This is a genomic window from Catellatospora sp. IY07-71, assembly GCF_018326265.1.
Lineage (GTDB): Bacteria > Actinomycetota > Actinomycetes > Mycobacteriales > Micromonosporaceae > Catellatospora.
The window spans coordinates 2,420,389-2,437,164 of sequence record NZ_AP023360.1; the positions used below are offsets into that span (position 1 = coordinate 2,420,389).

Here is a 16,776-nt window from a genome sequence, read left to right on the forward strand (position 1 = left end):
TTATGCACTTCATGGTGGCGAAACAGTGGCGTACGGCGGCGCGGTGGGCGCGCTGGAGTGTCCTGACCGGTACGGCGCTGATGCTGCTCAGCGGAGCCTCGCTGGTCACCGTCGACCGGGTGCTGGCCCGCTACGAGAGCGCCATCCACAACGAGGACCTGTTCGGCGACCAGACGGGCCCGGCCCGGCCGCGCCCGGAGGACATCAAGGGCCCGCTGAACGTGCTGCTGGCCGGCATCGACCCCCGGCGCGGCGACCCGACCTGGCTCCCGCGCGCCGACTCCGTGCTGGTCATGCACGTCCCCGCCGGGCTGGACCGGGGCTACCTGTTCTCCCTCCCGCGTGACCTGCTGGTGGCGATCCCGCCGTTCCCGAAGTCGGGTTATGCGGGCAACGCCCAGGACAAGCTGGCCCACGCCATGTACTTCGGCTCGATGGTGCCCGGCAGCCCCAATGCGAACTACGCGCAGGGCTTCGAGCTGCTCGCCGCGACGGTGAGCCAGTACACCGGCATCGCCCGCTTCGACGCGGGCGCGATCATCGACTTCAGTGGCTTCAAGGACGTCATCGACGCGCTGGGCGGCATCGACATGACCGTCGACGAGCGGGTCGCCTCGATCCACCTGGAGCCGGACGGCGACCCCCGCGACCGGGTCGGCGACAGCTACGTCGGCGAGCAGATGGTGTACGAGCCCGGCCTGCGCCACTTCAAGGGGTGGCAGGCGCTGGACTACGCCCGCCAGCGCTACGTGACCGGCGGCGACTACGCCCGCCAGCGCCACCAGCAGCAGCTGGTCCGCGCGATGATCGCCAAGGGGTTCAGCGCCGACGTGCTCGCCGACCCGCTGCAGCTGGATGCGGTGCTCCGAGCCGCGGGCGACTCGCTGACCTTCAGCGGGCGCGGACACGGCGTGATCGACTGGGCGTTCGCGCTGCAGGACATCCGGCCGAGCCGGGTCGCCATGATCAAGCTGTCCGGCGGCGGGGTGGGCCGCTACGTCGTGGACAAGGGCAAGGACGACGGCGAGGGCGACGACGGCGGGGACGACGGCGGCGACGATGACGACGATGACGACAAGAAGGACAAGAAGAAGTCCAAGCCCAAGATGAAGTACCAGTACCTCGGTGAGCAGCTCGACCTCGACGCCAAGCAGTTCCTCGCCGCGGTCGCGGCGGGCGCGGTCGAGAACTACCTCGCCTTCCACCCGGAATTGATCAACAACTAGACTGCCGGGCGGATCACACTGATCCGGTCCTGGTGGGTGCCGTCGATCACGGGCGGTTAGACTCGCTGCACCATTCGCTGCCGCATCCGAGGAGACATCGTGGCCAAGCTGCTCCAGGTCGAGCTCGTCGCCGTCGAGGAGAAGGTCTGGTCCGGGCAGGCCGAGATGGTCATCGCCCGCACCACCGAGGGTGAGCTGGGCGTGCTGCCCAGCCACGCGCCGCTGCTCGGCCAGCTCGCGAACCCGGGCGGCGTGCGGATCATCCTCCCGGGCGGCGAGGAACTCGCCTACGAGGTGTTCGGCGGCTTCCTGTCCGTGACGACCGAGGGCGTGACGGTGCTCGCCGAGAACGCCCACCCGGTCGCTCCGGCCGCCCGCCACTGAGCGACCAGCGCCGCCCACGACGATGAGGTCGCTGCTCGAAGCAATCGCCATCGGCCTCGTCGTCCTGCTCGCCCTGCTGGCGGGCCTGTTCGTGCGCCGCGAGCTGTTCGCGCGCGGGCACGGCACCGTGGAGCTCTACCTCCGGCTGCGCCAGGCGGCCGGGGGCCGCGGCTGGGCGCCCGGCTTCGCCCAGTTCCGCGGGGACGAGCTGCGCTGGTATCGCATGTTCAGCCTCTCCCCACGCCCGCGCCGCCGCTACGACCGCCGCGAGCTGAAGGTGCTCGGCCGCCGCGCCCCCACCGCCGACGAGGCCGTCCTGGTCCCCGCCGACTGGATCGTGCTGCACTGCGCCGACTCCCGCACCGAGGTCGAGATCGCCATGCCGATGCACACCGTCACCGGCTTCCTCTCCTGGCTCGAAGCCGCCGCCCCGTACTCCATGTGACCGCTTCTCGATCATCCGACTTGCCTGGCAGGTGGGCGTATCTTGAGCGCTCTTCCGCCCGGGTGCCTGGCAAGTCGATGGATCTAGGGGACCGTGCGGCGGTAGCGGCGGCGGGCCAGCGGGATGGCCAGCAGGAGGACGGCCAGGGGCCAGAGCAGGGCCAGGGGGTATGCGGACAGCCCCGTCCCCGGAGTGCCGCTCCAGAGGCCGCGTAGCGCCGCCGCGGTGACGGTGACGGGGTTCGCCTCCGCCAGCGGGCGCAGCCACCAGGGCATCGGGTCCGTCGGGGCCACCGCGCCGGACACGAACGCCAGCGGGATCAGGCAGGTGTAGACCAGGCGCCGGGCCGTGGCGGGGGTGCGCGCGTACAGCGCCACCAGCAGCGACGCCCAGGTCAGCGCGTACCCGGATAGCAGCAGCAGGCCGAAGCCGGCGGCGGCTGCCGCGGGCCCGCTGTCGACCCGCCAGCCGGCGATGACCCCGGCCGCGGCGCCCGCCGTGACCGTCACCGCGAGCCGGACCAGGTCCGCGGCCGTCGCGCCGGTCAGCACCGCGGCCGAGCCGACGGGCAGCGTACGGAACCGGTCGATCATGCCGCGGCGCACGTCGACCGCGACGTTCGCGGCGCCCAGCCCGGCCGTCAGCGTCACCGCCTGCACCAGCACGCCAGGGACCAGGAAGTCCAGATATCCCGGCACGTCCACCGAGCCGCCCAGCACGAAGCCGAAGACCAGGAGCAGCAGCAGCGGCAGCAGCGCGGCCAGGACGAGCGTGCGGGGCGCCCGCCGGGTGCGCAGCATGCTGCGCCGGGCCAGCTCGCCCGCGTCCCGCAGCCCGGCTCCCGCCCCGATCGTCACCGGTGGGCCTCCTCCTCGGCCTGGGTGGGCGTCACGGCCTGCCCGGTGAGCTTGCGGAACACGTCGTCCAGGCTGGCCCGGTGGATGCCGATGTCGACCGGCTCGATGCCGGCCGCGTCCAGCCTGCGTACCAGCTCGACCAGGGCCTGCGCCCCGGAGGTCACCGGCGCGTGGACCAGGTGCTGCTCCAGCTCCACCACCGCCTGGCCGCCGCAGACCCGGTTGAGCAGGTCCTCGGCGACCTGGGTCTCGGCCCGGTTGCCCAGCACCACCTGCAGCCGCTCGCCGCCGATGTGCCGGGTGAGCTGCTCCGGCGTGCCCCGGGCCAGGGTGCGTCCGTGGTCGAGCACGACGATCTGGTCGGCCAGCTCGTCGGCCTCGTCGAGCTGGCGGGTGGCCAGCAGCAGCGTCGCGCCGTCGCGGACCCGCTCGCCGATCACGTCCCAGATGCCCAGCCGGCTGCGCTGGTCCAGGCCCGCGGTGGGCTCGTCCAGCAGCACGACCGAGGGGGTGCCCACCAGCGCCCCGGCCAGGTCCAGCCGCCGCCGCATGCCGGGCGGGTAGGTGCTCGCCGGGCGAGACGCGGCCTCGCTGAGGTGGAAGCGCTCGAGCAGCTCCTCGGCCCGGGATCGGGCCCGGCGGCGGCCCAGCCGGTGCAGCCGCCCGAGCAGCTCCAGATTCTCGAACCCGGTGAGGAAGCCGTCCACGGCCGGGCGCGGGCCGCTCACCCCGATCTCGCCGCGCACCTGGGCAGGGTGCGTCAAGGCGTCCAGGCCGTTGATGAGGCAGCTGCCCGCGTCGGGCCGGAGCAGGGTGGCCAGGATGCGCACCGTGGTGGACTTGCCCGCCCGGTCGGGGCCGAGCAGGCCCAGCACCTCGCCCTCCGGCACGCTGAGCGACAGACCGGCCAGCGCGGTCACCGAGCCGTACCGCTTGACCAGCCCCTCCGCGAGGATCGCAGCGGCCATGGACACACGGTAGTCACGCGTGCGCCCGCGCGCGCCGGATCCGCCATTTCAGGCTGAGGCGACCAGTTCCACCGCGCCGTCGGGCAGGCTCACCGGTTGGCCCCGGGCACCCACTTCACGTCGCCCGCGCCGTTCGAATTAGCGACTCTGGCCAGGATAAACAGCAGATCGGAGAGCCGGTTGAGGTACTGTGCGCTCAGCGGGCCGGTGCGTGCCGCATCCTCGGCCAGCAGCGCGAACGCGGAGCGCTCCGCCCGTCGGGCGACGGTACGGGCCACGTGCAGCAGCGCCGCGCCCGGCGTGCCTCCCGGGAGGATAAAAGAATCCAGTTTGGCCAGGCGCGCGTTGAACTCATCGCACCAGCCTTCCAGGCGGGTGACGTAGTCCTCGGTGACACGCAGCGGTGGGTACTTCGGGTCGGGGGTGATCGGGTTGCACAGGTCGGCGCCCACGTCGAACAGGTCGTTCTGGATCTTCGTGAGCACGTCGCGCACGTCGGCGGCGAGCTCGCCCAGCGCCAGCGCCACCCCCAGCGCGGCGTTGCACTCGTCCACATCGGCGTACGCGGTGATGCGCGGGTCGGTCTTGGCCACCCGCTCGCCGTTGCCGAGCGCGGTGGTGCCGGCGTCGCCGGTCTTGGTGTAGATGCGGGTGAGGTGAACAGCCATGACGACGAGCCTAATGGTGCCCGGCGGTGGTGATTCCGTCGGCGCGGTGCTGGCGGGCGTCCGGGCGCCAGGCCCGGCTTCTACGATGGCCGACGTGGATGTGATCCGGGTCAAGGGCGGCGTACGGCTGGCCGGCGAGGTCGGCGTGGTCGGCGCGAAGAACTCCGCGCTCAAGCTCATGGCGGCAGCGTTGCTGGCCGAGGGCGAGAGCGTGATCACCAACGTGCCGCGTATCACCGACATCGCGCTGATGGGGGAGGTGCTGCGGCGGCTGGGCGCCGAGGTCGCCTTCGAGGGCGACGAGGTGCGTATCAACGTGCCCGCGGTGCTGCACCCGGAGGCCGACTACGAGCTGGTGCGCCGCCTGCGGGCGTCGATCTGCGTGCTCGGGCCGCTGCTGGCGCGCTGCGGGCGGGTGCGGGTGGCCCACCCCGGCGGTGACGCGATCGGCTCGCGCGGCCTGGACATGCACGTCTCCGGCCTGGCCAAGATGGGCGCCGACATCAGCGGCGAGCACGGCTTCGTGGTCGCCGAGGCGCCCTCCGGCCTGCACGGTGCCAAGATCAGCCTGGACTTCCCCAGCGTCGGCGCGACCGAGAACCTGCTCATGGCCGCGGTGCTGGCCCGGGGCACCACGGTCATCGACAACGTGGCCCGCGAGCCGGAGATCGTGGACATCTGCCAGATGCTGATCGCCATGGGCGCCCGCATCACCGGCGCGGGCACCTCCGAGCTGACCGTGCACGGCGTGGACCAGCTCCAGCCGGTCCGGCACGCCACCATCGGCGACCGGATCGTGGCGGGCACCTGGGCCTTCGGCGCGGCGATGACCCGCGGCGACGTGATGGTGCGCGGCGTCGACCCGCGCTGCCTGGAGATCGCCCTGGACAAGATCCAGCAGGGGGGCGGCTCGGTCGACTACGGCCCGGACTGGTTCCGGGTGCGCCAGGCCGACCGGCCGAACGCGGTGGACGTACGCACGCTGCCGTTCCCGGGCTTCGCCACCGACCTGCTGCCTATGGCGATCGGCATGGCCGCGGTGGCCGACGGCGTCTCGCTGATCACCGAGAACATCTTCGACGGGCGGTTCATGTTCGCCGAGGAGCTCAAGCGCCTCGGCGCCGACATCCGCATCGAGGGCCACCACGCGATGGTGCGCGGGCGGGCGAGCCTGTCCAGCGCCGAGGTCAGTGCGAGCGACATCCGCGCCGGGGCCGGCCTGGTCATCGCGGGCCTGTGCGGGGACGGGGTCACCACCGTGCGCGCCGTGCACCACATCGACCGGGGCTACCCGGACTTCGTCGCCGACCTGCGCGCCCTGGGCGTCGAGGTGGAGCGCGCCGAGGCCCCCGCGGACCCGGAGTACGGCTTCTGAGCCGATGAGGGAGGCCCCGCCTCGGGCGGAGCCTCCCTCATGCTGAGCCGGGTGCCGGCGGCGCTGACGGCATCCGGGGTCTAGCGGGTCTCGCCGACCACCCTGCGGGCGCGATGCACCTCGTCGGCGAAGACCAGGACCCGGATGCGCCCGTCGGGCGCGGTGGCGAGCGTGGCACGGATGCCCACGCTGTGCAGGTGATCGCGGATCAGCGCGGCGTCCGGGAGCGTACGGGCCACGGCGGCGCTGGCCAGCAGGCCGTAGTCGTCAGGGACCGGCGCGACCGGGGCCGGTGTCTCGGCGTCGCGCTGCAGACCGCGGTGCAGCACCACGGCGAGGACCGCGATCGTGAGGATCGCGACCATCGGGCCGGCGAGATAAGCACTAGCAGGCATGAGCTAAGTCTGCACCCGGCAGAGGCGGTCGCGAGGCCGTTCGCAGGCTCCTGAGCGATCGTTTAGGCTCGACTGCGGCCGCCGCCACCTCGGCGGCCGGTGAGCCCGCTGGAGCGGCCTCCCGCAGCTCGGCGGAGACTGAGCCCGGGGCCGCGGTGGGCTCCGCCAGACAGTGACACGGTGCGTGTCCGGCAAGCGGGAGGCAGGGCAATGGCAGGGAAGCTCGCGGTCATCGGAGCGGGACTCATGGGCGCCGGCATCGCCCAGGTGGCGGCACAGGCCGGCTGGCAGGTGACGCTGCGCGACCTCGACGACGCGGCCACCGGGCGCGGCCTCGACGGCATCCGCACCTCGCTGAGCCGGTTCGCCGCCAAGGGCACCATCACCGAGCAGGACGCGCAGGACGCCCTCGGCCGCATCACCACCACCACCGAGCTGGAGGCCGCCGCCGAGGCCGACGTCGTCATCGAGGCCGTCTTCGAGAAGCTGGAGATCAAGCAGGAGGTGTTCCGGGCGCTGGACCGCATCTGCAAGCCGGACGCGGTGCTCGGCACCAACACCTCGGCCATCCCGATCACCCAGATCGCCGCCGCGACCCAGCGCCCCGAGATGGTCGTCGGCACCCACTTCTTCTCGCCCGTGCCCATGATGAAGCTGTGCGAGCTGGTCCGCGGCCACCGCACCAGCGACGAGACGCTGGCCACCGCGCGCGCGTTCGCCGAGGGCATCGGCAAGACCTGCATCGTGGTCAACCGCGACATCGCCGGCTTCGTCACCACCCGCCTCATCGCGGCGCTGGTCGTCGAGGCGGTCAAGCTCGTCGAGTCCGGCGTGGTCAGCCCCGAGGACCTGGACGTCGCCTGCAAGCTGGGCTTCGGCCACGCGATGGGCCCGCTGGCCACCACCGACCTGACCGGCGTGGACATCCTGGCGCACGCCGCCCGCAACATCTACACCGACACCGCCGACCCGAAGTTCTTCCCGCCGGAGCTGCTGCAGCGCATGGTCACGGCCGGCGAGCTGGGCCGCAAGTCGGGCAAGGGCTTCTACACGTACTGAGCCGCCTTCCGGCGTCGGCCCGTCCGGTCGTCCGGGCGGGCCGACCCGGTCAGGCGCGTGGCTCGGCGAGGGCGCGGCCGAGAAAGGCGAAGGCGTCCGGCGTGACGGAGTTCCAGTACGTACGGGTGTGCCCGCCCTCGGCGTACGACGTGCGCGCGCCCCGGATCGCCGCGCCGAGCGCCTTCACGTCGCCGTAGAAGTCGTCCTGCTCGCCGCACCACAGCGCGACGGGCGTCCCGGCGAGCCCGGCGGCTCCGGAGAACACCCGGTCACCCTGGCTCACGGCGGGCGAGAACGCCGCCACCGCCCGGAACCGGCCCGGCTGCTCCTGCGCCAGCCGCAGCACCCCGTACCCGCCCATGGACCAGCCCCAGAGCGCCACGCGGGTGGTGTCGAAGCCCCGCTCGGCGCACCAGGCGGGCAGCTCCTGGTACGCCATGCGCTGCGGGTCGTCCGCGCCGGACGGCTCCCAGCGCAGCCGCCCGCCGGTGGCTCCCGCCAGCACGAACGGCGGCACGCCGCGGCGTACGGCATCGGTGAGGAAGCGCCCGAACCCGAACCCGGGGAAGCTCGCCGCGGTGGCCGAGGCGCCGTGCAGCACCAGGCAGACCGGCAGCCCGCGCCCGTCGCCGTGCCCGGCGGGCACCGCGGTGTAGAAGTCGACCGCCTGCCCCCGCGCGGTGGACTCGCGCTGCTCCAACCGCTCGTCGCCGAGCGGCGCGTCGGGGATGAGCGCGGCGGCGGTCTCCTGGTCGTCCGGGCCGCCGAACTTCCACAGCAGGGCGCCGCCGAGCGCCGCGGCGCCGACGGTCACCCCGGCGGCGAGCCCCAGCGCCCGGCGGCGGTCCATCAGCCCTCCCGCTTGGTCGTCCAGCGGAACCCGAGCAGGCACAGGATGAGGCCGCCGACGCACCAGGCGGCGAGCACCAGGGCCACCCTGGGCAGCTCGTACGACCCGGCGACCTCCTGCGACGCGAAGGACTCGGGCAGGAAGACGCTGCGCAGGCCCTGGCACATCCACTTGAGCGGGAACAGCGCGGCGAACTGCTGCATCCAGTGCGGCAGGTCCTTGTACTCGAAGAACACGCCCGAGGTGAACTGCAGGATCAGCGCGATCGGGGTGACCACGGCGGGCCCGGCCCGGCCGGTCTTGGCCACGCCGGAGAACGCGATGCCGCACAGCGTGCAGGAGATCAGCCCGAGCACGCTGACCCAGAGGAACGTGAACCACTTCTGCCCGGTGTCGGGCAGGTGGATGTCGTAGAAGGCGACCGCGACGGCCAGCAGCATCACGATCGAGATCAGCGCGAGCGCCGCCACGCACAGGATCTTGCCGGCGAAGAACACCCACTTCGGCATGGGCGTGCCGCGGTAGCGCTTGAGCACGCCGCGGTCGCGCTCGATCGGGATGGTGATGGCCAGGTTCTGGAAGCCGGTGGCCATGATGCCCGAGGCGATCATGCCGGTGACGAAGTACTGCGAGAGCGTGACCTGGGGGATCTCGCCCGGCGGGGTGATGATGATGTTGCCGAAGATCGACCCGAAGATGAACATCAGCATCACCGGGAACAGCAGCGTGAAGACCAGCGACTCCCGGGTCCGCACGAACTGCTTGAACTCGATGCCGCCCTGAGCCAGGGCCAGGTTGAGGCTCATGCCTTCTCCTCGCTTCGCTCGTCGGCGGCGTGAGCTCGACTGCGCTGCCCGGTTCGCTCGCGTTGCTCGCTCACGGCTGCTCTCCCGTCTCGCCGATCATCTTCAGGTACACGTCCTCCAGCGTGGGCCGGGTGACCGTCAGCTCGGGCACCTCGCCGCCGAACGACGCGGCCAGCCGCTGCACCGCCTCGGTGGGGCGGTCGGTCTCCTCGGTGCGGGTGCCGTTCTCGTCGCGCCAGCTCACCGTGGCGGTGGCCAGGTGCCGGCCGCCCAGCTCGGCCGGGGTGGACACGGCGATCATCTTCCCGTGCGCGATCACGCCCACCCGGTCGGCCAGCGCCTCGGCCTCGTCCAGGTAGTGCGTGGTGAGCAGGATCGTGGTGCCGGTGTGCGAGAGCTGCCGGATCAGCTCCCAGAACTCGCGGCGCGCGGCCGGGTCGAAGCCGGTCGTCGGCTCGTCCAGGAACAGCACCTCGGGCTGGTTGACGATGCCGAGCGCCACGTCGAGGCGGCGCTTCTGGCCGCCGGAGAGGGTGTGCGTACGCGAGCCGGCCTTCTCGGTCAGGCCCACCCGGGCGATGACCTCGTCGGGGTCGGCCGGGTCGGGGTAGAAGCGGGCGAAGTGGCGCACCACCTCGCCGACCTTCAGCTCGTCGAACTCACCGGTGCCCTGCAGCACGATGCCGACCCGGCGGCGCCAGTCCTGGTCGGCCCGGGCGGGGTCGATGCCGAGCACCGTCACGTCGCCCGCGTCGCGCTGCCGGAAGCCCTCGAGGATCTCGACCGTGGTCGTCTTGCCCGCGCCGTTGGGCCCGAGCAGGGCGAACACCTCGCCCCGGCGTACGGCCAGGTCGACGCCCCCGACGGCGACGTTGTCCGCATAGGACTTGCGCAGCCCGGAGACGCTGATGGCCAGCTCTTCGTCAGTCACACCGGCACCCTACGCGAGCCCCGCATGCACCCTGTTGCGCCGTGTGTGGCGGTGACACATGACCCAGTGACATTGTTCACCGGCACAAGTTACTGAACGTTCACTTAGCATCGGCGTATGGAGCAGCCTCGCCTCGCTGACCGGGATCGCCCCTGGGTCATGCGCACGTACGCCGGCCACTCGCACGCGGCCGCGACCAACGCGCTCTTCCGGCGGAACCTGGCCAAGGGCCAGACCGGCCTCTCCGTCGCCTTCGACCTGCCCACGCAGACCGGCTACGACCCCGACCACGAGCTCGCGGCGGGCGAGGTGGGCCGGGTCGGCGTGCCGGTGGCGCACCTCGGCGACGCGCGCGAGTTGTTCGACGGCATCGACCTCGCCGCCGCCAACACCAGCATGACCATCAACGCCACCGCGATGTGGCTGCTCGCCCTCTACGTCACCGTGGCCGCCGAGCAGGGCGCTTCGCCGGAATCGCTCGCGGGCACCACGCAGAACGACATCATCAAGGAGTACCTGTCGCGCGGGACGTACATCTTCCCGCCCGGCCCGTCGCTGCGCCTGACCACCGACGTTGTCGCCTGGACCGTGGCCAACGCGCCGTCCTGGAACCCGGTGAACATCTGCTCGTACCACCTCCAGGAGGCCGGTGCCACGCCCGTGCAGGAGGTCGGCTTCGCGCTGGCCACCGCCGTGGCGGTGCTGGACCGGGTGCGCGACGGCGGCCAGGTCGCGCCCGAGCGCATGGGCGACGTGGTGCAGCGCGTCTCCTTCTTCGTCAACTCCGGCGTGCGCTTCGTCGAGGAGATGGCGAAGATGCGAGCCTTCAGCCGGCTCTGGGACGAGATCACCCGCGAGCGGTACGGCGTCACCGACGCCAAGCAGCGCCGCCTGCGCTACGGCGTGCAGGTGAACTCGCTGGGGCTGACCGAGCCGCAGCCGGAGAACAACATCGCCCGCATCGTGCTCGAGATGCTCGGCGTCACCATGTCCCGCGACGCCCGCGCCCGCGCCGTGCAGCTGCCCGCCTGGAACGAGGCGCTGGGCCTGCCCCGCCCCTGGGACCAGCAGTGGTCGCTGCGGCTGCAGCAGGTGCTCGCGTACGAATCGGACCTGCTGGAATACCCCGACCTGTTCGCCGGGTCCCATGTGGTCGAGGCGCTGGTCGACGAGATCGCCGACGGGGCGCGCCGGCAGCTCGCCGAGGTGCTCGACCTCGGCGGGGCGGTCGCCGCGGTGGAGAGCGGCCACCTCAAGAGCGCGCTGGTCGCCTCGCTGGCCCGGCGCCGCCAGCGCATCGAGACCGGGCAGGACGTCATCGTCGGCGTCAACCGCTTCACCGAGACCGAGCCGTCTCCGCTGACCGCGGCCGGGGCGCAGGCGATCGAGCAGGTCGACCCGGCGGTGGAGAAGGCCGCCGTCGAGGCCGTGCAGCGCTGGCGGGCCGAGCGCGACGGGGAGGCCGCGGCCGACGCCCTCGACCGGCTGCGCGCCGACGCGGCGGGCACCCGCAATCTGATGCCCGCCACGCTGGAGTGCGTGCGGGCCGGGGTCACCACCGGCGAGTGGGCGGGCGTGCTCCGCGAGGTGTTCGGCGAGTACCGCGCCCCCACCGGCCTGAGCAGCGGCGTCTCCGGCGGCGGCGACGGGTCGCTGGCCGAGGTCCGCGAGCGCGTGCACGCCACGGCCCGCGAGCTGGGCCGCCCGGCGCTGCGGCTGCTGGTCGGCAAGCCGGGCCTCGACGGGCACTCCAACGGCGCCGAGCAGATCGCCGTACGCGCCCGCGACGCCGGGTTCGAGGTCGTCTACCAGGGCATCCGGCTGACGCCCGCGCAGATCGTGGCCGCCGCCGTGCAGGAGGACGTCGACCTGGTGGGCCTGTCCGTGCTGTCCGGCTCCCACCTCAACGCGGTGCCCGCCGTACTGCGCGGCCTGGCCGAGGCGGGCTTGTCCGACCTGCCGGTCGTCGTCGGCGGCATCATCCCCGAGCACGACGCCGAAGTCCTCCGCGAAGCGGGCGTCGCCCGCGTCTTCACCCCGAAGGACTTCGCCCTCACCGACATCATGTCCGAACTCGTCACCGTCGTCCGCGAGTCCCGCACCCTCCCGTAGGCCCACGCCAAGATCCCTCGACTTGCCAGGCACATGGGCGAATGGCGCGCCAAGATACGCCCATGTGCCAGGCAAGTCGGACGATCAAGCGCGGCCCGGCCTGGCCCGGCGGTGCGGGGAGGGGCGGGGGTCAGGGGAGGGTTACGGCGGCGGTGGCGAGCATGCCGGCGAGGATGATCAGGCCGATGGCGCCGGGGTCGAGGCGGGCGCCGTAGCGCTGGTCGGCGAGTTCGCGGGCGGGGAGCAGGCCGGACAGGGGAGCGCCGAGCAGGGCGAGCCAGCCGGCCAGCAGGCCGAACGGGCCGTGGCCCTGCAGGAAGACCGCGAGCAGGGCGACCAGCGCGGCGCAGGCGGCGCCGAGCGCGAACAGCACCGGCAGGATCAGCGGCGGCAGCTTCTCGCCACCGTGCCGGGCCCGGTCGATCCGCTCGGCGGCGGCCTCCAGCAGCGCGATCGGGTCGGGCGACGGCGTCGGCGGCTGGTCGGCCAGTGGCACCGGTCCGGGCACCGGGCCCAGGCGGCGGCCCCGGCGGCCGCGGACCTGCTTCAGCTCGTCCCACAGCGCGCCCGCCGCCAGATCGGTCTGCGCGACCAGCCGCTGGGCGTGCGCGGCCCGCGCCGTCGCCGCGATCACCGCGTCGTCGGCGGCGACCAGGTCGTGGTCGATGGTCGCGGTGCCGTCGGCATGGGAACTGCCGGCGGCGGACAGCGCGGTCTCGTGCCGCCGGGAGGCGGTTACCAGGTCGGCGACGAGCGCGCGGTAGCGGGTCGCGGGTGTGACGGTCACGGCGCCACCTCGTACGGGATGATGATCTGCGCCCGGTGCTGCACGGCGCGGTCGAAGTGCAGCGCCCGGCCGGTCCGCGGATGCCAGGCGGGGCCGCCGGGCTGCGGGTAGAGCGCGGCCAGCTCGGGGCCGTGCACGTCCAGCGCCACCCAGGCCCCGATCGCGTCGAAGCGGGCCCCCGGGCCGCCGAGGTCGTCGCGCAGCCGCGCCACCGTGCGCCACCAGCAGAGCAGGTGGGTACGCCGTTCCGGCCCCCGGGCCAGCACGGTGCGCAGGTGCTCGTGGCCGCTGGGCAGCCCCGGCCCCGGCTTGGCGGCCAGCCGCCCGGCGACCGCGTCCATGGCGAAGCCGAACACGTAGTGCACCTGCTCGCGCGCCACGGCATCCCGTGCTCCGGCACCGTCGCCCGGCCCGGCGTCGCCGTGCGGCCCGGCATCATCGTGCGGCCCGGCGTCGCCGTGAGCGAGGAGAGCATGGTGCCGTCCCGCGCCGCCGTGCGCTCCGGAGCCACCGTGCCGGGCGCCGGGCGTGGCCGGGGAACCGGGGCCGTCGGCGCACTCGGCGGCGAGTTCAGCGAGCAGGCCGGACACGGTCTCGGCGGTGTGCCAGTCGCAGCGGTGACGGGCGCTCAGCGCGCTGTGCAGCGATTTGGCTGCGGTGGCCGCGTCGGAGTCCAGGCACAGCACGGTGAAGCGGGCGGTGCCGGCGGCGTGCTGGCTGCCCAGCGCGTGGCCGGCCGCGAGCAGCACCGCGCACGCCTCGTCGGCACGGGTGCCGAGCACCGCGAGGTTGCGCCCGGGGGCCCGGTTCAGCCGCAGCGTGGCCGGGCGGCCGGTGACGTCGATGGTCTCGCCGAGCAGCGCCACCGCGCCGACCGAGGCGGGCAGTTCCGGCGCGGGCGGGGGCGGCAGCAGCGGGAACAGCGGCCGGGCGTCGCCGTCGAAGAGGCGGGGCGGTTCGCCGCCCGCGGGCCGGGCCGACCACAGCTGCTCCTGCAGGCCCACCCAGGTGGCGCGGTCGCCCGCGTCGGGCAGCCGCACGATGGTGTTGGCCGCGGGCACCCCGGAGTCGGCGTTGACCACGGCATGGCAGCGGGGGATCAGCTCGGCGGCGAGGTTCACGTCGGACAGGATGCGGCGCGCCTTCGGCAGCGCGATACGCAGCGTGAACTGCGCGACGAGCCCCGAGCGGCCCCACAGCGCCTCGATGCCGGACACGTCCTGGCTGGCCAGCACCAGGTGGATGCCCTGCGAGCGGCCCCGGCGGGCCAGGTCCTCCAGCAGGTCGACCGCCTCGGTGGTGACCGCGTCGCGGGCGCCCAGCAGCACCTGGAACTCGTCGATCACCGCGACGATGCGCGGCCAGCTCCCGGCCGGGTCCTCGGCGCGCAGCTCGGCGAGCTTGGTCGCCTCGTGCTGCTTGGCCGCGGCGGCCCGGCGCTTCAGCTCCCCGGCGAGGTGGCGCAGCAGCGCCAGGCCGAACTCGCGGTCGCTGTTGACGTTCACCCCGACCAGGCGGACGTGCGGCAGCCAGCTGGGGTCGCGGGTGCCCGGGGCGAACCGGGCGAACGACACGCCCTCCTTGAAGTCGAGCAGGTAGAGCGACAGCTCGCCGGGAGAGTAGCGGGTGGCCAGCGCGGCCAGCCAGCAGTAGAGCAGGTTCGTCTTGCCGGAGCCGGACGGGCCGCCGATCAGCGCGTGCGGCGGGTCGTCGCCGAGCACCAGCTCGACCAGCCGCCCGTCGGTGCCCTCGCCGATCGGTGCGCGCAGCGCGTCGGCCGAGGACTGCTGCCAGATCTCGTCGGGCAGCAGCGCGGCGAACGGCACCGGCGGCGGCCCGGCGGTGGCCTGCTCGGCCAGGGCCCGGCAGACGCCGGTGAGCAGCGGCTGCGCCGGGGCCGCGTCGAGGCGCACCGGCAGCTCGCCGGTGAGGCTGGTCCGGGCGGTGCCGTCGGACCGTACGGTGATCGTCTCCACCCCGTCGCCGGTCAGCTCGATGCCGCGGCCGATCAGGTGTACGCCCGCCGCGACGCCGGTCCGGGTCACCCGGTCCAGCTGGGCCCGCTCCGCCTTGGTCAGCTCGGCGCCGTTCGGGTCGGCCAGCAGCACCGCCACCCGCCACGGCTCGGGGCGGCGCCCGGTCTCGGCGGCCAGCTCGGCGACGCTCAGGTAGACGCCGCCGAGCACGTTCTCGTTGATCCGGCGGACCTGCTCGGCCAGGTCGTCCAGCAGCGGCGCGAGCCCGCCCGGCCCGAGGAAGGAGATCAGCCCGGCGGGGGACAGCGGGGCGAGCCCGGCCAGCGCACCGCCGAGCTGGCCCGGGTCGTACACGCTGATGCGCACCGCGCCGGGCGGCACGCTGGCCAGCGCGCGCAGCAGCAGCGCCCCGATCAGCCCGTCGGCGGTGCCGGTGGCGTCGCCGGACACGCTCAGGTGCGCCGTGTCCAGCAGCGGGACCAGTGCCGGGACGACACGCTCGGCGGCGTGTGACAGCGTGCCGATGCGGAGCAGCCCCGGCGCGAGCCCGGCCTGCTGGTCGGGTTTCATGCCGGGCCGCCACTGCGCCCAGGGGCTGCCCGCGGTGCCCGGCGCGGCGGCCTCGGCCAGCCCGGCCAGCGCGGCGGTGAGCTTGGCGCCCTCGCGCTCCCAGCGCGCTCGCGCGTCGGCGAGCGCGGCGTCCCGGGCCGCGTCCAGCTCGGCGCGGCGCTTGGGCGCCGAGCGGCGTACCGCGTCGAGCTGGGTGACCGCGGCGACCCGCGCCGCGGCCGTGGCTGCCTGCATGGCCCGCGCGGCGTGCCGCGCCGCGGCCAGTTCTCTGCGTACCGCCGCGACGATCCCTCGGCTGGTCGGCGGGGTCGCGGCGTCCTGCTCAGCCACCGCTGCGACGGCGGGCCGCGGGCCGGGGCACCCGGCCCAGCTCGTCGACGGCGGAGCGGCGGCGGCCGCTGTCGGTGATGCGCAGCGCGGCCCGGTTGACCTCGGCCCGCTCGGCGGCGCGCTGCTGGGCCGCCCCGGCGGCGGCCCGCTCGGCCTCGATCACCTGGGCCAGCTCGTCGGCGGTGCGTCCGTTGGCCCGCAGCAGCGCGGCGACCAGCAGCGCGGCGGCGGTGGCGGAGTCGACCGGGTGCACCGGCGAGCGGTCGGCGGCGCGCTGGGGACGGGTGTGGCAGATCCGGGCCACGATCTCCTCAGCGGCCTCGGTGGGCAGCTGCGGCAGCAGCTCGGCGGGCAGCGGCAGCGCGGCACGGCGCACCCGGGCCAGGTCCTCCAGCCGCGGCGGGTAGCCGACCAGGTCCGTCGCGAGCTGCCGCAGCAGCGCGGGCGCGACGGCGGACAGGCCCAGCCCGACGGCGGGTCCGGCGGCGGCGAGGTGGCGGTGCAGCCGACGCCGGTCGCCGTCGTGTGCCGCCGACACGCAGCGGCGCAGCAGCTCGGCGCTGGACTGCGCGGCGTCGGCGCGGTCGCCGGACAGTGCCGCGGCGGAGAACTCCTCGCCGGTGACCAGGGTGACGCGCTCGCCCCACCAGTCGGCGAGGCGGCAGTCCGCGGAGCCGGTGACCTCGCCCCGCGCCGGCTGCGCCGGTAGCGCGGCGGGCCAGGACTCGTCGGCGCGCCCGTGCGCGTCCACCGGCATGCCCAGGGCGAGCGCGTACTCGTCGAGCCGGTCCTGGGCCACCCGCAGCGCGGCCGCGGCGTGGTCGAGCCGTTCCACGGCCCGGCTGAGGTCGGGCACGCTCACCGGCACGGCGCTGTGGTGCAGCACCCAGGCCAGCAGCCCGGTGGCGGTGCGCAGCCGCTCGGCGGCGGCGGACACCTGCGGCAGCGGCAGCTCCTCGCGCGCCACGCGCAGCTGGTCGGCCAGCTCCTGGACCAGGCTCATGACGCCACCACCCGGGAGTCGCCGGGCCGCATGA

Annotated in this window: 16 protein-coding genes; 6 read left to right on the forward strand and 10 right to left on the reverse strand. The window is 74.0% G+C overall.

Annotated features, from left to right (window positions below; all coding sequences use genetic code 11):
- Positions 1 to 11: 11 nt before the first annotated feature.
- The 3 genes from CS0771_RS10925 (at position 12) to CS0771_RS10935 (ending at position 2,055) form a co-directional block, all read left to right on the forward strand.
- Complete coding sequence (locus tag CS0771_RS10925) at positions 12 to 1,226, forward strand: LCP family protein (RefSeq protein ID WP_212840873.1); 1,215 nt, start codon at positions 12 to 14, stop codon at positions 1,224 to 1,226.
- Between the two features lie 99 nt (positions 1,227 to 1,325).
- Positions 1,326 to 1,610, forward strand: a complete 285-nt coding sequence (locus tag CS0771_RS10930; RefSeq protein WP_203742638.1) for a F0F1 ATP synthase subunit epsilon — start codon at positions 1,326 to 1,328, stop codon at positions 1,608 to 1,610.
- Between the two features lie 22 nt (positions 1,611 to 1,632).
- A complete protein-coding gene (locus CS0771_RS10935; protein WP_212840874.1) occupies positions 1,633 to 2,055 on the forward strand; it encodes a DUF2550 domain-containing protein in 423 nt (140 codons plus the stop codon).
- A gap of 83 nt (positions 2,056 to 2,138) precedes the next feature.
- Here CS0771_RS10935 and CS0771_RS10940 read toward each other — a convergent pair whose 3' ends face one another.
- The 3 genes from CS0771_RS10940 to CS0771_RS10950 all read right to left on the reverse strand — a co-directional run bounded on the left by CS0771_RS10940 (position 2,139) and on the right by CS0771_RS10950 (position 4,548).
- A complete protein-coding gene (locus tag CS0771_RS10940) occupies positions 2,139 to 2,912 on the reverse strand; it encodes an ABC transporter permease (protein ID WP_212840875.1) in 774 nt (257 codons plus the stop codon).
- Positions 2,909 to 3,880 (reverse strand): ATP-binding cassette domain-containing protein, encoded by a 972-nt coding sequence (locus CS0771_RS10945; protein WP_212840876.1) that lies wholly within the window; start codon positions 3,878 to 3,880, stop codon positions 2,909 to 2,911. The genes CS0771_RS10940 and CS0771_RS10945 overlap by 4 nt, the downstream gene beginning before the upstream one ends.
- A gap of 89 nt (positions 3,881 to 3,969) precedes the next feature.
- Positions 3,970 to 4,548 (reverse strand): cob(I)yrinic acid a,c-diamide adenosyltransferase, encoded by a 579-nt coding sequence (locus CS0771_RS10950; RefSeq protein ID WP_212840877.1) that lies wholly within the window; start codon positions 4,546 to 4,548, stop codon positions 3,970 to 3,972.
- Here CS0771_RS10950 and murA point away from each other — a divergent pair.
- Positions 4,547 to 5,923: a UDP-N-acetylglucosamine 1-carboxyvinyltransferase gene (gene murA, locus CS0771_RS10955; RefSeq protein ID WP_212840878.1), complete on the forward strand. Its 1,377-nt coding sequence runs from the start codon at positions 4,547 to 4,549 to the stop codon at positions 5,921 to 5,923. The genes CS0771_RS10950 and murA overlap by 2 nt on opposite strands.
- Before the next feature lie 80 nt (positions 5,924 to 6,003).
- Here the strand turns inward: murA and CS0771_RS10960 are convergent, their stop codons facing one another.
- Entirely contained in the window at positions 6,004 to 6,318 is a 315-nt protein-coding gene (locus CS0771_RS10960; protein ID WP_212840879.1) for a hypothetical protein, read from the reverse strand.
- Between the two features lie 210 nt (positions 6,319 to 6,528).
- On the opposite strand from CS0771_RS10960, the gene CS0771_RS10965 reads away from it, so the two are divergent.
- Positions 6,529 to 7,377, forward strand: a complete 849-nt coding sequence (locus CS0771_RS10965) for a 3-hydroxyacyl-CoA dehydrogenase family protein (protein ID WP_212840880.1) — start codon at positions 6,529 to 6,531, stop codon at positions 7,375 to 7,377.
- Between the two features lie 49 nt (positions 7,378 to 7,426).
- On the opposite strand, the gene CS0771_RS10970 is transcribed toward CS0771_RS10965, so the two are convergent.
- The 3 genes from CS0771_RS10970 to CS0771_RS10980 form a co-directional block, all read right to left on the reverse strand.
- Positions 7,427 to 8,227, reverse strand: a complete 801-nt coding sequence (locus CS0771_RS10970; protein WP_212840881.1) for an alpha/beta hydrolase-fold protein — start codon at positions 8,225 to 8,227, stop codon at positions 7,427 to 7,429.
- On the reverse strand, positions 8,227 to 9,033 hold the full coding sequence (locus tag CS0771_RS10975; RefSeq protein ID WP_212840882.1) for an ABC transporter permease: 807 nt from the start codon (positions 9,031 to 9,033) through the stop codon (positions 8,227 to 8,229). Before CS0771_RS10975 ends, CS0771_RS10970 begins: the two co-directional genes overlap by 1 nt.
- A 70-nt stretch (positions 9,034 to 9,103) precedes the next feature.
- Positions 9,104 to 9,964: an ABC transporter ATP-binding protein gene (locus CS0771_RS10980; protein WP_212840883.1), complete on the reverse strand. Its 861-nt coding sequence runs from the start codon at positions 9,962 to 9,964 to the stop codon at positions 9,104 to 9,106.
- Positions 9,965 to 10,081: 117 nt separating this feature from the next.
- On the opposite strand from CS0771_RS10980, the gene CS0771_RS10985 reads away from it, so the two are divergent.
- Positions 10,082 to 12,076 (forward strand): protein meaA, encoded by a 1,995-nt coding sequence (locus CS0771_RS10985; protein WP_212840884.1) that lies wholly within the window; start codon positions 10,082 to 10,084, stop codon positions 12,074 to 12,076.
- A gap of 130 nt (positions 12,077 to 12,206) precedes the next feature.
- On the opposite strand, the gene CS0771_RS10990 is transcribed toward CS0771_RS10985, so the two are convergent.
- Genes CS0771_RS10990 through CS0771_RS11000 form a run of 3 tightly spaced genes read right to left on the reverse strand, consistent with a single transcriptional unit; the run spans position 12,207 to position 16,742 of the window.
- A complete protein-coding gene (locus CS0771_RS10990; RefSeq protein WP_212840885.1) occupies positions 12,207 to 12,863 on the reverse strand; it encodes a hypothetical protein in 657 nt (218 codons plus the stop codon).
- Positions 12,860 to 15,739, reverse strand: a complete 2,880-nt coding sequence (locus CS0771_RS10995; RefSeq protein ID WP_371821386.1) for an FtsK/SpoIIIE domain-containing protein — start codon at positions 15,737 to 15,739, stop codon at positions 12,860 to 12,862. The genes CS0771_RS10990 and CS0771_RS10995 overlap by 4 nt, the downstream gene beginning before the upstream one ends.
- The gene (locus tag CS0771_RS11000; protein ID WP_212840886.1) at positions 15,732 to 16,742 is read right to left on the reverse strand and encodes a hypothetical protein; all 1,011 of its coding nucleotides are present in this window, start codon (positions 16,740 to 16,742) and stop codon (positions 15,732 to 15,734) included. Before CS0771_RS11000 ends, CS0771_RS10995 begins: the two co-directional genes overlap by 8 nt.
- Positions 16,743 to 16,776 lie beyond the last annotated feature (34 nt).